Consider the following 15,797-nt stretch of genomic DNA (forward strand, 5'->3'; position numbering starts at 1 on the left):
GTTTATGACCCGGTTTTTTCTTTTTAAACTTCTAATCGTTACCTAAAAGGAAAACGCTTATTGACAAATAACGAGATAAAAAATATGATGGGGCGAGAAAATGAATCCCATTTCACGTAAAAAAACTTCCCTACAAGGAGGATTGAGTATTATGAACACAACCATTGCAGCCGTTAAAAACAATTTGGATTTGTCCCAAAATCAGCCCTTAAAGCTTTCCATTTACGAAGCCTTTCGGAAAAGTATTATTCTAGGGCAGATTCCAGCAGGCGAAAGAATCAATGAAAAAGAATTTTCAGAAACATTAAACATCAGTCGAACTCCGATTCGCTTTGCACTTCATCAATTAGTTGAAGAACAATTAGTTGAACATGTTCCCCGCGTTGGTATTGTTGTTAAAGGAATCAGTATTAAAGATGCCCACGAAATTTATGATATCCGCAAGTCACTAGATACATTGGCTACAATTAAAGCAATGCAACTTATGACACCAAAGGACTTTGATGACTTACGGGCCTTGTTAGAAGAAGGCGATCGCCTTAATCAATCAGATAAAGTTGATGAGGTCTTACAAAATTTTTCAGATTTCAATTCCTTTATTTATGAAAAAAGTCAGATGAAACGTTTAAAAACAATCGTGACCGATTTACAAGCTTATCTTGTCTATTTCCGTGACATTGCTATCCGCTCTTCTGAACGACGCTATCGTGCATTAGAAGAACATTGGTTGCTTTATCGCGGTATGGTCACTAATGACATCACACAAGTTACTCTCATTACCCATGAACATTTGAACCATTCCTTACAATTTATTTTACAAGAAATGGAGTCTCATCAAATTGAATAATCAACAGCTTTTGGTAGTCACCGCTGCTCAGAAAGGTCTTTTTTATGAAGTTGCCCTGTCGCCTAAGCCAGGCCTTGTAGATCGCTTAACAAACGGTGCTCATAATGACATGGATTTTTATTTATTTATTGATAGTATTTTAGCCCTAACCCCTTATTTTTCACAGTATTTAAATGCAGGTCTAACACACAAAACAGCACCTGCTACTTTATTTCCGATCTTACGTGAATTAGGCCAACAAGCGGAAAATGCCATGTTTGCTGCCACAAAAGGAGTCAATACCCATAAAGGCGCTAACTTTTCTTTTGCAGTTTTATTAGGTGCCACTGGATTACATCTACAAAAAAATCAGCTACCATTAACAGCAGCTGACTCGAAAAATATTTTAACTTTAAGTCAAGCAATTACCCAAGACTTACTAAAAAACGACTTCAAAAATGTTGCGGCCAAAAAAAATCTAACACATGGCGAAAAACTTTATTTGGCCAAAGGCGCCACTGGTATTCGTGGTCAAGCAGCTGCGGGGTATCCAGCCTTGGGAAAAGTTTTGCTCCCTTATTTACGACAAAACCGTGATTTACCCCGTGACGAATTATTATTGCGTGCTTTAGTATTTTTAATGAGTGAATTAGAAGATAGTAATATTTTACATCGCGGTGGGCAAGAAGCACTACTAACCTTAAAATCAGAAATGCAGCAGCTTCACACTGCAAACTTAGACACTTGTGAACTAACAAAACAATTACGTCAATACGATAAAATCTTAACTTCACGCAACTGGAGCCCAGGTGGGGCCGCGGATTTATTATCTCTTGGTATTTATTTTGCCCTTTTAGAAAATTTGTTTTAAACAGTCACTACAAACGTATAACCGATTCCCCACACTGTCTGCAAATATTTTGCATTTTTCGGATCTTCTTCAATCTTATTGCGTAAATGATTGATAAAGACCATAATAGTGTTGGCATCGGTTTTTTCTTCGTCCCAAACACTTTGATAAATTTGTTCTTTTGAAAAAACTTGGTTGGGATTTTCCATAAAAAACTGCATCAGCTGTGTTTCCTTAGAAGATAATTTGACCGGTATGTCATTTTTGTAAAGCTGATACCGTTTTTTATCATACGTAAATTCACCAATTTCTAAAATATCATTGGTTTTAGTGGGTTGACCGCTATGTTTTTTCAGAACTAAACTGCGGTCCAAAGAAGCCAAAACCTGTGCTTTCAAAATGGCAGGTGAAAATGGTTTTGTTAAATATAAATCCGCCCCTGTTTCAAGTCCAGTAACGATATCTTGATCTTGGGTTTTTCCACTTAAAAAAATGATAGGCACGACGCTGTTTTCACTACGAATCATTTGTGCCAAATGATAGCCATCGTTTTCATATTCTAAACTAATATCTAATAAAAACAAATCAAATTCAACCCGACTCATAATATCCATCGTCTTTTCAATTGAGTCGCTTTGATAAATTAGGATACCCGTCGATTGCAGTGATTTCCATATTAACCGACGAATTGCCGGATCATCGTCCACTACTAAAATTTTTTCATTGCGCATCGAAAATTCCTCCAAGTTAAAATGAAAGGCTTACCAAAAATGAAAAAGTTAACTAAAAAAATGAATGCCCTTTTTATCAGCGTGATGGTTATAACACTGGCAGGCATTCTCATCACAGCTCTAGGTTATCATAACATACAACAAGAAGCTTTAAAAATGGGGAAAAGCCAATTAGAACAGGTCAACGAAGTAAGTACCAAATTGATTGTCGCTGAAATCCAAAGTAGCGCAAATGATTTAGATAGCTTTGTAACCGATACAATGAATACTCAAACGTCCTTACAATTACCCCAGCAAAATAAGCTTATTTCCCAATTTTTTAGGCGTAATCATGCTTTTTCAGGAATCTTTCTTTTTGACACCAAGGGCAAACAACTAGAAGGACACTTTTCTTCTGAAAATCAAGTTGAAAATAAGAAATTAGCAAAAAAATTAATTACCGATCCTATTTTTGCTAAAGCATTAAAAGGAGATGCCAAGCAAAACGGCAAAGTATATTTTATTCAGCAAAATTCTTTTTTTAATCTTTACCATCCTATTTACAACGCTCAAAAAGAGATTCAAGGACTTGTTGTCGTTCCCTTAAATTTGGAGCAACTATTTTTAGATAAAATTCAACCCACAGACACGGCGCAACGTTATCCTTTAATGAAAAATGAAAAAATGGAAGTTGTGATGCACCCAGCTAAAGAACAAATAGGACTAAATATTATTACTGGGCGTAAAAAACGTTTTCCTACATTAGATTACACCGATTTAGAAAAATTAGATGTCTATCAAAAACAGCATGAAAAAGGTAGTTTAAGCTATCACTCCTATTGGTGGAATGAAGCTGATCTTACTTCAGTTTTAAAACTCAATGCCTTTCAATGGGTTGAAATTGGGGAAGATCGCTTTGTTATTGCCAATACTTCCGACTTTTATCAAGATAATGGTTGGATTTTACACGACTTGTTGATCAATTTGGGACTCGTCGTAATTTTGTTAATGGTCGCTTCCTTATTGGTCTTGATGGTCCGACTTTTTGCAAAACAACAACATACTATCAATGAAAATCAACGTCTAAAAGAAAAACGACAATTAGAAGCCGAAAAACATCAGTTAGAAAAGAGTCTGTTACAAGAGTCAAAAATGGAAACCATTGGCCTGGTTACTACTGGCATTGTTCATGATATGAACAATTTCTTAACTCCTTTAATTGGTAATATTGAGTTATTAATGGCCGAACACACCAATGATGCCGAACTTTTGGGGGATTTAGAAGATATGCACTATGCTGCCAAAAAAGGGCAACAACTTTCACAACGAATTCTACATTTCTCAAAAGAAGCAGATCAAATTAAAAAGATACAATCCCTTAATCAAGCAGTCGAAGAAGCTGTCACGACCATGAAAATTTTAATTCCAAAAACAGTCACGATTACAAAAGAGATTAATCTTTCAGCAGATGCCTTATTCCAACAAGATGATGTCCAAGTTTTATTGTATAACTTAATTACCAACGCCTATCAAGCCAAAGCTGATGCAACTATTACCGTCTCACTTATCAGTCCTTCTGATTCAATGTATCAGAAGATTACAGCACGCGCATTTATTTATCAAAATAAAAAGTTGGCTATGATTCAAGTTTCAGATAATGGACCCGGTATTGACAGTCGTGTCAAAGATAAGATTTTCACTCCATTTCTGACCACAAGAAAAGAAGAAGGCGGCACAGGTCTAGGACTTTTTATTGTTTCTTCCATCGTAAAACGCAATAGCTGGTTAATGGAAGTTGATAGCTCAGAAAAAGGAACTAGTTTCAGTCTTATTATTCCCATTGCTGAAAATAAAGAAGTAAACTGATTTTTGCCAATAAAAAAGACCCGAAAATACTGTCTATATTTTCGGGTCTTTTCCTTTTTTATTGCAATGTTAAAAACATACCAACAAAGCCTAAACCATTATAAAGCATATGCACAAGCATTGAACAACGTAAATCTTGTGTTTTTTGATACACACTTGCCAATACAATTCCTAGGGTCATATATAAAACCAGTGCCATTGAAAGTCGCGGTTCATGCATCAAACCAAATAATAACGCGGAAGTTATTATCGCGAATAGGTTGTCTTTTGTGGTGTCATTATTCCAAAAATAATTCATAAAAATACCACGAAACAGCAATTCTTCAATCATGGGCGCTAAGATGACGCCATAGACAGTCAGTGTAATTGGATTTACCAAAAAACTTTGGTTTATTCCAGCTTGATTTTCCGTTGTTTCTGGTAAGAAATTCGCTAAAATAATGTTAGCAGCAAACATCGCCAACACTCCCAAAAGCACATATTTCCATTTTCCCGTAATTTTTTTTTGCCCAATTTTTCGCGGGTTATACACAACCAATTGCTTTTGGTAGCGAGTAGCTAAAAAATAAATAAAACCGCCAGCAACTAAAATACTAATTAAAGCAAGCATGCCATCACTAATCCCTGGTAAGAAAACCACGGTTGAGACGAGAGTTTGCAATAAAATAAAACCACAATAAAAAATTAAACGTTTTAATAAATTTGTTTGTGTCATATCATTCCTCCAATAAATCAGATTGTCTTGTCATTCAAAGTTAAACAGAAAGGCGAAATTCCACTCGAACAACGAGTAAAATTTCACCTTATTTTTAAAGCAAACAAAGAAATTTTTTAACTATTACTAGTCGTAACTAGACATCTTTAATCAAACCTTTAAATAGTCCTACAATAAATTCGTTTGGATCAAATGGCTCTAAGTCATCAATTCCCTCTCCCAAACCAACTAATTTAACAGGTAAATGCAATTCGTTACGAATTGCTAAAACAATCCCACCTTTAGCTGTACCATCTAATTTGGTTAAGATTAGTCCGGTCACATCGGTAGTCTCTTTAAATTGTTTTGCTTGAACCATAGCATTTTGGCCAGTCGTTGCATCTAAAACAAGTAATACCTCGTGCGGGGCATCGGGCGCCTCACGTTTAATAACTCGCTTAATTTTTTCTAACTCATTCATTAAATTTACTTTATTTTGCAAGCGACCCGCTGTATCCACCAACAAAATATCTGCATTTTGGACTTTTGCTTTTTCCATCGCATCATAAACTACAGCTGCCGGATCCCCTCCTGCATTGCCACGGACAACTTCGACACCTGCTCGTTGACCCCAGACAACTAATTGATCAATCGCTCCGGCACGGAAAGTATCCGCTGCTGCTAAAAGCACTTTTTTGCCAGCTTGCTTGTATTCATAGGCTAATTTACCAATACTAGTTGTTTTTCCCACACCATTTACGCCGACAAAAAGCATGACTGTTAAGCCTTCTGGTTGAATATTTAATGTATTTACTTCGTCTGTGCCCGCTTCATCATACAAGTCCACCAATTTTTCAATCATAACATTTTGCACTTCGGCAGGTTTTTTTACATTCCGTAATTTGACTTCTTGACGTAAATCATCCGCAATTTTCATCGCTGCTTCAAAGCCAACGTCAGCACCAATGAGTGTTTCTTCGACTTCTTCAAAAAATTCTTCATCTACACTACGAAAGTTAGCAAATAGCTCATTTAGACGTTGACCGAATGTTTTTCGGGATTTTTTCAATCCTTTGTCGTATTTTTCTTGAACGGTGTCAGAAGCAATAGTTTCGTTTGGCGATTTGCTTTCTTTTTCTTGTGTTTCAAAAGTAGTAACACTATCCACAGGCGGAACTGAAATACTTTCCTCTGGCTGCTCTGTTTTAATCAGTGCTTGTTCTTCTGAATTTTTGTCTAGTTTTTCAACTGCACTGTCCGCTGAATTTTTTTCTTCTGTAATATTTTTTGTTACTTGTGAAGCCATGCTATCTTCTTTTGAAGAAGACGCTATCATTGATGATTTCTCATCTTCTTTGGCAGGAAAACCTTCATCTGCTTTTTCTTTCTCGCTATCAGAAAGTATCTCTGGTACACTTTTAACCGGAGTAGTTGCTTTTTCCTGTTCACTCTCGCTTGCTGTTATTTCTTCTGTGGGTGCTACTGGTGTTTCTGCGGAGGGTTTCGTTTCATTTTCCCCCATCAAAGCTTTTTTTATTTTATCAAAAAAACCCATATTGAACCTCCTTATTGCAAATTTGCATAAACTTATTGTAACACGTATTTTTCAATCACTTGTGCAACTCCATCTGCATCGTTACTAGCAGTAATAACATCAGCCGCATCTTTTACCATTGTCACCGCGTTAGCCATTGCCACACCTGTGCCAGCATATTCAATCATCGGTAAGTCGTTTTCTTCATCCCCAATAGCCATAATTTCGTTAGCTGTTATTCCAAGATGTTGGGCTAATAACTGGCAACCATACGCTTTAGTAACACCTTTTGGCATAAATTCCAATAGAACGTCCCGTGTTTTGATTATTTCATAACGTTCCTTAAATTCAGTTGGAATTTTAGCCAACTGCTGATCCAAATACGTTTGTTCAAAAGCTACTACAGCTTTGTTGTATAATAAAGATTCGGTTAATTCTGCTTCAGAAAATTGTTGAAATTGTAATAATGGATTTAACTTAGAATAAATGGAAAGATGATTGGGCGCAGTTGGTAGGATGTAGACAACTTCATCAGAAACAACATCTAACGGCAAAGCTAAATCACGAGCCAACTTTACTAATTCCATAACATTATCATAACTCAAAACTGACTTTGCCATAACCTCGCCGGTATCATTTTTTTGTACTAAACCACCATTAAACGTAATGCTATAATCTCCCGGCTCTTTTAAGTTTAATTCATCTAAATAAGGTCTGATTGCTCGCAAAGGGCGCCCTGTACATAAAACGATTTTTACACCTTGTGCTCTAGCCTTCGCTAAGGCTTCCTGATTACGCTGACTAATTTTCTTTTCTTGATTTAATAATGTTCCGTCAAGATCAATAGCAATCATTTTAATCACTAGAATAAACTCCTTTATAAAACTTTTGTAATTGGCTAAAAAGTGTGGGATAAGCTAAAAAATCTTTAGCCTATCCATTAACTTTTTTCGGCCTATAATCGAAATCTCAATAAATTTATAAAACCATTTATCAAAACCACATCTTAAATCTTGCTAGTTATTCAAGCTTAGAATACTTTTAGGCTTCTGTTTTAATTTTACCGCCTTCACTAACATCTTCTAAACGGACAGAAACAATTTTAGAAATGCCAGATTCTTGCATCGTAACACCATATAATACGTTTGCGGCTTCCATTGTCCCTTTCCGATGTGTTACTACGATAAACTGTGTATCATCTTGGAAGCGACTCAAATAGCTCCCAAAGCGTGTCACGTTGGCTTCATCTAAAGCCGCTTCCACTTCATCCAATACACAAAATGGTACCGGACGCACTTGAATAATTGAAAATAGCAATGCAATTGCTGTTAGCGCACGTTCCCCACCAGAAAGTAAACTTAAGTTTTGTAGTTTTTTGCCTGGTGGTTGTGCTTCAATTTCAATTCCTGTATTTAATAAATCGGTTGGGTCTGTTAGCAACAATTCAGCACGCCCCCCACCAAACATTTGCGGGAAAACATCTTTAAATCGCAACCGAATTGCTTCAAAAATTTCACCAAAACGAACTTTCACTTCTTCGTCCATTTCGTCCATCGTTTTGAATAATTGGTCTTTAGCCGCTAACAAATCATCCCGTTGACTTGTTAAAAATGTATGGCGTCCTGATACTTGCTCATATTGTTCAATAGCATTTAGATTAACTGGTCCTAGTCGTTCAATTTCACGTTTATAACGTTGAATTTCGCTTTTTGCCTGTTGGCTATCTGAAATTTCTGTATATTCTTTTACTGCTAATTCAAAAGTGATGCTGTACTCTTCTTGTAAATAGACTAAAAGATTGTCTAAATGAATATCTGCACGATTTTTTGCTACTTCTTCTTTAGTCTTTTGGGATAATAATGTCTTTTGTGTTCCATTCAATTGGGTTACTTCTTCATCAGCATCGGTGATAACTTGTTGCAATTGATTACGTTCTTGGCGCTTGAGCGTCAATTCAGTCTCTAAATTCATTTTTTTCTGACTAAGCTCTGATACTTTTTTCTGCAATGCTTCTTCTGATAATTCATGATCACTGGAATTAGAATTTAAAGCTGTCATTTGTCGACTTAAGCTTTCCTGACGATTTTGGGCCTCTTTTAATGTAGCTTCAGTAGTAGCAAGCGTTTGTTTTAAATTACTGACTTTCTCACAAGCCACAGCCAACTCTGCTTGTTTAGTTGCTAAAGCTGTACTAGCAGCTTGTCGTTTAGCTTCTATTACATCTTCTTGTTGGGTGAGCTGTTGAATTTCGTGATTAATACTTTCGCGTTGGCTATCTACTTGAGCTTGTTTGGCAATTAAATCTGCTTTTTGTTCTTCATATTCCGTTAAAAACTGCTGAACCTCTCGATTTTCATAGGCAAATACTTTTTGCTCTTTTTCTAGCCGCTGCAATTCTTGCAAAATATTTTGAACTTGATTGGTTAACTCTTGTTCTTTTAAGCGGGCACTTTCCCCACTATTACGTAATTGTTCTAATTCAGTATTCTTCTCTTTTGTTCGCGTTTCTATTAGTTGGACTTGTTTTTCTGTAGCTTGCAAGCGAGTATCTAGCATCTGAAGTTCTGCTGTTAAATTTTGTAGTTCATTAGTTTGACTAAACAGACTTCCTTGATTTCCCCGTTTGGTAGCACCACCGGTCATTGAGCCACCGGCATTCATGACATCTCCTTCTAAAGAAACAACCCGATAACGAAATTGAATATCACGCGCAATTTCATTGGCACTTGTTAAATCCTGTGCAATTAACGTAGTCCCAAGCAAGTTGTCAGAAATGGGTTGAAGTTTTTCTGCTACCTTGACCAATTGACTAGCTACACCTAAAAAACCTTTGTTTTTACTAGCCATATTCACCACTGCATCACTTACATGCCGATCTTTAATTGTTGTTAGTGGCAAAAAAGTCGCTCGACCACCACGTCGTTCTTTTAAAAACGTAATGGCTTGGCGCGCATTTCCTTCATTTTCTACAACGATATGTTGTGCCGCTCCACCTAGTGCTGTTTCAATAGCCAAGGTATATTCTGTCGGAACTTGAATGAGTTCTGCCACTGCCCCTACAATTCCCGTCAATTGTTCTTTATTTTGCAACACCATTTTGACACCTTGATAAAAGCCACTGTAATTGTCTTGAATATCTTGTAAACTTTTTTGTTTTGCTCGCACTTGTTGGACTTGCTGCATCAAACTGTACATTTTCTTTTGTTCTGTTTCAAATTCTTGCTGTAGTTTTTGCGCTTGTTGTTGAACTAGAATATACGTATTACGTTGCTCTACTAACGTTTTTTTAGCTTCAGCTAGTTTTTCTTCGAATGTAGTTTTTTGAACAGAAAGAGAGGCAATTTGATTGTGTAACTCCCCTTGTTTGGTAATTGTTTTTTGATTCTTAGCATTTTCTTGTAAATATTGCCGTTCCAAATATTTTAAATCATTGCCTATATTGGCGTGTTCCTGCATTTTCTCCACGTATTGAGATCGTAACTCTTCTAGGAGTTCTTTCGTGGATTTTTGCAGGCGAGTTAACTCCTCTTTTAACGTAGCTACATTTGCTTCCAAATTTTGTACTTGGCCATTTTTAGTAGAAAGCTCTTGAATAAGCGCTTGTTTAGCAGCTTCTAGCTGTTCGATTTTTGCTTGATTTTCAGCCAAATTTTCTTCGTATTCAGAAAAGCTACGCTTCGTGTGCTTGGAACGCTCCAATAGTACTTCTTGTTGCCCTTCCGCTTGTTTTAAACTCTCTGTCAAAAATAATAATTGCTGATTGGCAGTTTCTAACCACTGATCCAGTTCTTGGCGTTTTTGTCTCTTAGTTTGTAGTTTATTTTCAGCGGCTGTCATTTTACGCGTTAAATTTTGTAGATCACGATTTAACTGCTGTAAATTTTCTTCTGCTTGATCCCAAGTACTCTTAGCTAGTTTAATTTCTGTTACCGTATGCGCCACATCAATGCACTTTAACTCTTCTTTTAGGCGCAAAAATTCTTTAGCTGCATGGCTTTGTTCTTTAAGCGGTGTTAATTGATCTTCTAATTCGTAAACAATATCTTGCACGCGACTTAAATTATCTTCTGTTTCAAATAATTTTTGTTCTGCTTTTTTCTTTCGCTGTTTATATTTTAAAACACCCGCAGCTTCTTCAAAAATCCCGCGTCGATCTTCTGGCTTACTAGCAAATATTGCCTCAACTTTACCTTGGGAAATGATAGAAAAGGACTCTTTGCCAAGGCCTGAGTCCATAAATAAGTCTTGTATGTCTTTTAAACGACAGCTTTGTTTGTTAATGTAAAAATCACTATCACCATTACGATGCAATCGCCGCGTGACACTGATTTCACTGTAATCAAGTGGTAGATAGTGATCACTATTATCTAGTACAACTGTGACTTCTGCAATATTTAATGCTTTACGAGAATCAGAACCGGCAAAAATAATATCCGGCATTTTTCCTCCACGTAAACTTTTTGCTGACTGCTCGCCTAAAACCCAGCGAATAGCTTCAGTTATATTACTCTTACCGCTACCATTTGGCCCCACAACTGCCGTTACACTATTTTCAAAGTCGATTACAGTCCGATCGGCAAAAGACTTGAAGCCTGCGATTTCAATTTTCTTTAAATACACGAAAGCTCCGGGCTCCCTTCTAACGTCTACTCTGCAAGTTTTTCTAGGGCATTATTTGCCGCTGCTTGCTCAGCTAATTTTTTTGATTTCCCTTGGCCTTTACCAATCAAACGATCATCACAATATACCTCAGTCCAAAAAATCCGTTCGTGTGCGGGACCTTCTTCTTTGACTAAACGATAATCGATATGCACGTCGCCACCTTTTTGTAAAACTTCTTGTAGACGTGTTTTATAATCCATCTCATGTGAAAAAGCACCAGCAGCTACTTTAGGAAAAATAACTTTTTGGATAAATGTTTTGACTGTTTCTAAATCTTGATCCAAGTAAAGTGCTCCTAAGAAAGCTTCAAATAAATCACATAAAAGGGAAGGACGCGTTCTACCACCTGAATTTTCTTCCCCTTTACCCAATTTAATTGCTTCGTCAAACTGACATTCTTTAGCAAATGCGGCTAAACTTTCTTCTCTGACAATAGATGCCCGCATTTTCGTTAACTTGCCTTCTGGTAAATCTGGATACTGACGATACAAATACCGAGAAACCAATAATTCTAAAACAGCGTCGCCTAGAAATTCCAAACGCTCATTATCAGCTAAATTCAAATTGCGATGCTCATTGACATAAGATGAATGGGTAAATGCTTGTTCTAATAAGGATACGTTTTTAAAAACAATCCCAAATTTTTCTTTTAACATAGTTTGTAATTGATTATCCATTATTGACAGTCCTTTTTAGGTTGGATTTTGTTTCAACACTCACTTTCTTATTATACTGATTTTCTAGCGTTTAGGAAATGTTATTCACGATATCTCCTTTCATTTCCAAATAACTTTTAAGTATTATGACTGGAAGAATAAAAAATATTTTTTTTGATAGTTAAATATACAAAAAAAGACCGCGAATACTCGCGGTCTTTTTCGATTAACTAACGTTCTTCAGAACTTACACCGATTGTAGCCCATGGGTAAGCATCGTATTGACGTTCGATTGTGAAGTCTACAACACGATCGCTTACAGGACGTAGTGTGTACATGTACATTGTTGGAATTGCAAATGCTTGATCAGATGCATATTCTTGCCATTCTTTGTACAATTCCACTTGTTTAGTAGGATCTAATGCTTCTTCAGAAGACATTTCTTCTAGTAATTTCGTGTTTTCTTCTGATTCAAAACGAGTGAAGTTAAACTGTGCCACAGTTCCATACAAACCACTTGGATTTGGATCAAAACCAGTTGACCAACCAGCTTGGTAAACGTCAATTTCAGGATCATCTGCACCTAGTTTGTCGTAGAAGCTGTTTACTTCCATCAAACGACCACCTGTTAACTTAACGTCTAATCCAACTTTTTTCCATGATTGGATGTAGTAGTCTGCGATTGATTTTGCTACACCAGAGTTGTCACGGAAAGCAAAGTTGATGGTTAATTTTTTACCATCTTTATCTTCACGTAAGCCGTCGCCGTCTGTGTCTTTGTAACCTGCGTCATCTAGTAATTTTTTCGCTTTATCAACATCTTGAGTGTAACCTTTAAGATCTTTGTCGTGTAATTCACCAAATGGAGGTACGATTAATGAGTTAGCTGGCGTTCTTAAACCGGCGTAAAAACGTTCACCGATAATTTTGTTGTCCAATGCATAACCCATTGCTTGACGTAAGTTCTTATCTGCCATTTTAGCATTTTGATCCATGACAACTTTACCTTTATCAGCATCCCATTTACCCATCTTGAAGCCGATGTAATCATAAGCATTGTCTAATTGACCTAGCATTTGGTAGCCTTTGTTATCTTTCCAAGAATCATATGTGTTTGTTGGCATTTCAATAAACATGTCATATTTTTTAGACTTCATTGCTTCTGCTGCTGCAGCTGTACCAACTTTAGTCATGACAACTTTATCTAATTTTGGTTTTTCACCATAGTAATATTCATTTGGCACAAATTCAACTGATTGTCCTGCAACGATTTTATTAAATTTGTAAGGTCCCATTGTAACTGGGTTTTTACGGACAGGATCAGAACCTTCCATGTCTTTTACGGCAATACCTTCAAAAGCATGTTTTGCCATTGCATAACCTAAGATTGGATCATTACCACCTTGTAAAATTGAAGGTAGGAATTTTTTGAATTTAATTTTGATTTCTTTTTCGTTTACTTTTTCAATACCACTAATGGAATCTGCTTTGCCTTCGTGGTATTCAGTCATACCTTCGATTTGTTGTAGAGCATCACTGTAACGCACGCCATTGTAGTCTTTGTGTCCAATTACTTCATACGGGAAGATCATATCATCGGCCGTAACGTCTTTACCGTCACTCCATTTTACGCCATCTTTGACTGTCATGGTAACTGTTTTGTTATCTGGATCCATTTTAACTGTTGATGCTGGATTATCTTCTTTAATTTTCAAATCTTTATCAACGGTAACTAATGTTTCTTCTGCTGGCTCACTAAAGTAGGTATCCAGTGTGATTTGGCTAAAGGCTGAGTTGAAAATACCTGTAAAGTCAGTATCTGATACGACTGCGACTTCTAAAGTGCCGCCGTCAATCGCCTTTTTATCATTTTTTGTTGCCATTTCAAAGGATGTTTCTGCTGCTTTGTCGCCTGAACCACTGTCGTTATTTTTGCTGTTGTCTGAATTACCAGAACCGCAGGCAGCTAATGCAAAAATACTGAACAATGATACCATACCCATGATTTTTTTCTTCATTTCCGTTCCTCCCATATCTTTACTAAAAACCTATTTTATACAAACATCTATAAGAGATGGTTATACCGTAATTAACCCAAACGTTGACGGGCATCCGCAGAACGTTTAAAAGCTTGTCCGACATAGTTGATAGATAACATTAAAACTAAAATTAAAATTGAAGCAGGAACCCAAACCCATTGTTTATTTACTAAGACATCAGAATCTGTTGCAAATGAAATTAATGTCCCTAAACTTGGCGTTTCATTTGGTAAACCAAAGCCTAAGAAAGTTAATGTTGTTTCAATCCCGATATTCCCCGCAAAGTTCATCGTTAAGTTTGTAATGATTAATGAACTTAAGTTCGGCATGATTTCTCTAAACATAATTTTGAAATCATTCGTTCCCAACGTTTTAGAAGCTGAGACATAGTCGCGACGCACTTCTGACAATGTTTTCGCACGGAAAAGTCTTGCTTTAGCCGTCCAATAAAATGCGCTCATGATGATTACTAAACTCAATGCTGTATAGCGCGGAATAATAGTTACCAATACAATGATGATTAATTGAATTGGCAAAATCATAACGAAATCGACAATACGCATCACAATCATATCGAAAATACCGCCAAAGTAACCTGACATAATCCCGATACCTACACCAATAATCGATGTTGCAATGGTAATGGCAAACCCAATAAAAATTGAATTTCGTGCCCCAATAACAAGTAGTCCTAAAACATCACGACCACCATCATCAGAACCTAAAAGTAATTTATGACCTTCCATGGAAATAGAACCCGGTTCTAAATAGCGGTCAATAGGATTAACGGTATTGACTAAACTTTGATCAAAGAATAAAGCTCCCACAAAAGCAAAAAGTAATAATAAAACTAAAATTATTAGTGAAAAAAGTGCCAAACGATCTTTAACGAATTCGCGGGCAATCATCCGAATCCCCATTGGCGGAACCGATACTTTTTCAACTGGAGCTGTTTTTACTGCTGTATTTTTTTCAGACATTCTACTATCCCCCTACCTACTGAATGCGGATCCGAGGATCAACGATACTCATCACGATATCAGACACCAATGTCCCGATCAAAGTAGCAATCCCGAAAATCAACGTCAAAGCAGTGATGATAGCATAATCCCGTTGTTGGATACTTGAAATAAACAAGTTTCCAATCCCCGGATAGTTAAAGATACGCTCGATAACCACTGAACCAGAAATCAATGCGACAATTTCATAACCTAACTGTGAGGCAATTGGTAATGATGCGTTTCTAAAAATATGACGAGTAAATACACGATTGGTTGGCACTCCTTTAGATCGTGCTGTCCGCACATAATCCATTTGTTTTGCATCAACAACTTCGCTACGCAAATACTGAATGGTTACGGCCGTTCCCAATAACGCCTGTACAATTGCCGGCAATGCAACGTGATATAACTCATCTAAGAAATACCTAAAGGAACCTGCGCTGGAGTTAATCGAGACACTCCCCGTGGTAGGAAACCAATCCAAGCGATAACCAAAAATCAATAGCATAATTAATGCCAATACGAATACTGGAATGGCAAAACTGATAAAGTTATAAGCAACAACAAATTTGTCAAACCAAGAATTTTGATAACGTCCTGCAAATAACCCCATTGGAATAGCAATCAAATAAGTCAAAATAACTGTAACGATTGCTAAACGGACAGTATTGCCGATCCGTTGACCGATAACGGTAGTAACAGCATATTTGTAGTTATAGCTGATACCAAAGTCACCTTTTAAAGCATTTCCAACCCAACGAACATATTGTTGTGGCCATGGATCATTCAATCCAGCTTGTTCTCTTAGTTCTGCAATCCGAGATGGTGATGTAGTTGGACTAATCAACCCAGTAAATGGATCCCCAGGCATCATTTTGGCTAACATAAAGATTAAAATACTCAAAATAATAACTTGAGGGATCATTAAAAGTACACGTCGTAAAATTGTTTTCCACATT

General features: G+C 36.7%; 12 protein-coding genes. 3 read left to right on the forward strand and 9 right to left on the reverse strand.

Features of this window, described 5'->3' with window-relative positions:
• Positions 1–151: 151 nt before the first annotated feature.
• Both EsVE80_RS11475 and citG read left to right on the forward strand, forming a co-directional pair.
• Entirely contained in the window at positions 152–847 is a 696-nt protein-coding gene (locus EsVE80_RS11475) for a GntR family transcriptional regulator (RefSeq protein ID WP_173103839.1), read from the forward strand.
• A complete protein-coding gene (gene citG, locus EsVE80_RS11480) occupies positions 840–1,697 on the forward strand; it encodes a triphosphoribosyl-dephospho-CoA synthase CitG (RefSeq protein ID WP_173103840.1) in 858 nt (285 codons plus the stop codon). Before EsVE80_RS11475 ends, citG begins: the two co-directional genes overlap by 8 nt.
• Here citG and EsVE80_RS11485 read toward each other — a convergent pair.
• Positions 1,694–2,407: a response regulator transcription factor gene (locus EsVE80_RS11485; RefSeq protein ID WP_173103841.1), complete on the reverse strand. Its 714-nt coding sequence runs from the start codon at positions 2,405–2,407 to the stop codon at positions 1,694–1,696. The two genes, citG and EsVE80_RS11485, sit on opposite strands and share 4 nt — an antisense overlap.
• Positions 2,408–2,446: 39 nt before the next feature.
• On the opposite strand from EsVE80_RS11485, the gene EsVE80_RS11490 reads away from it, so the two are divergent.
• Positions 2,447–4,252 (forward strand): sensor histidine kinase, encoded by a 1,806-nt coding sequence (locus EsVE80_RS11490; protein ID WP_173103842.1) that lies wholly within the window; start codon positions 2,447–2,449, stop codon positions 4,250–4,252.
• Positions 4,253–4,310: 58 nt separating this feature from the next.
• Here EsVE80_RS11490 and EsVE80_RS11495 read toward each other — a convergent pair whose 3' ends face one another.
• The 8 genes from EsVE80_RS11495 to opp4B form a co-directional block, all read right to left on the reverse strand.
• Positions 4,311–4,967: a CPBP family intramembrane glutamic endopeptidase gene (locus tag EsVE80_RS11495; RefSeq protein ID WP_173103843.1), complete on the reverse strand. Its 657-nt coding sequence runs from the start codon at positions 4,965–4,967 to the stop codon at positions 4,311–4,313.
• Between the two features lie 136 nt (positions 4,968–5,103).
• On the reverse strand, positions 5,104–6,501 hold the full coding sequence (gene ftsY / locus EsVE80_RS11500; protein WP_173103844.1) for a signal recognition particle-docking protein FtsY: 1,398 nt from the start codon (positions 6,499–6,501) through the stop codon (positions 5,104–5,106).
• Between the two features lie 32 nt (positions 6,502–6,533).
• Positions 6,534–7,343 (reverse strand): Cof-type HAD-IIB family hydrolase, encoded by an 810-nt coding sequence (locus tag EsVE80_RS11505; RefSeq protein ID WP_173103845.1) that lies wholly within the window; start codon positions 7,341–7,343, stop codon positions 6,534–6,536.
• A gap of 178 nt (positions 7,344–7,521) precedes the next feature.
• Positions 7,522–11,100: a chromosome segregation protein SMC gene (gene smc, locus EsVE80_RS11510; protein ID WP_173103846.1), complete on the reverse strand. Its 3,579-nt coding sequence runs from the start codon at positions 11,098–11,100 to the stop codon at positions 7,522–7,524.
• 26 nt (positions 11,101–11,126) lie between these two features.
• Complete coding sequence (gene rnc / locus EsVE80_RS11515) at positions 11,127–11,819, reverse strand: ribonuclease III (RefSeq protein WP_173103847.1); 693 nt, start codon at positions 11,817–11,819, stop codon at positions 11,127–11,129.
• A 209-nt stretch (positions 11,820–12,028) separates the two neighbouring features.
• Entirely contained in the window at positions 12,029–13,816 is a 1,788-nt protein-coding gene (locus tag EsVE80_RS11520; RefSeq protein WP_173103848.1) for an oligopeptide ABC transporter substrate-binding protein, read from the reverse strand.
• Positions 13,817–13,887: 71 nt separating this feature from the next.
• Entirely contained in the window at positions 13,888–14,817 is a 930-nt protein-coding gene (locus EsVE80_RS11525; RefSeq protein WP_173103849.1) for an ABC transporter permease, read from the reverse strand.
• A 16-nt stretch (positions 14,818–14,833) separates the two neighbouring features.
• Positions 14,834–15,796 (reverse strand): oligopeptide ABC transporter permease, encoded by a 963-nt coding sequence (gene opp4B / locus EsVE80_RS11530; RefSeq protein WP_173103850.1) that lies wholly within the window; start codon positions 15,794–15,796, stop codon positions 14,834–14,836.
• Between the last annotated feature and the right edge of the window lies 1 nt (position 15,797).

The organism is Enterococcus saigonensis, from assembly GCF_011397115.1.
Classification (GTDB): Bacteria; Bacillota; Bacilli; order Lactobacillales; family Enterococcaceae; genus Enterococcus_C; species Enterococcus_C saigonensis.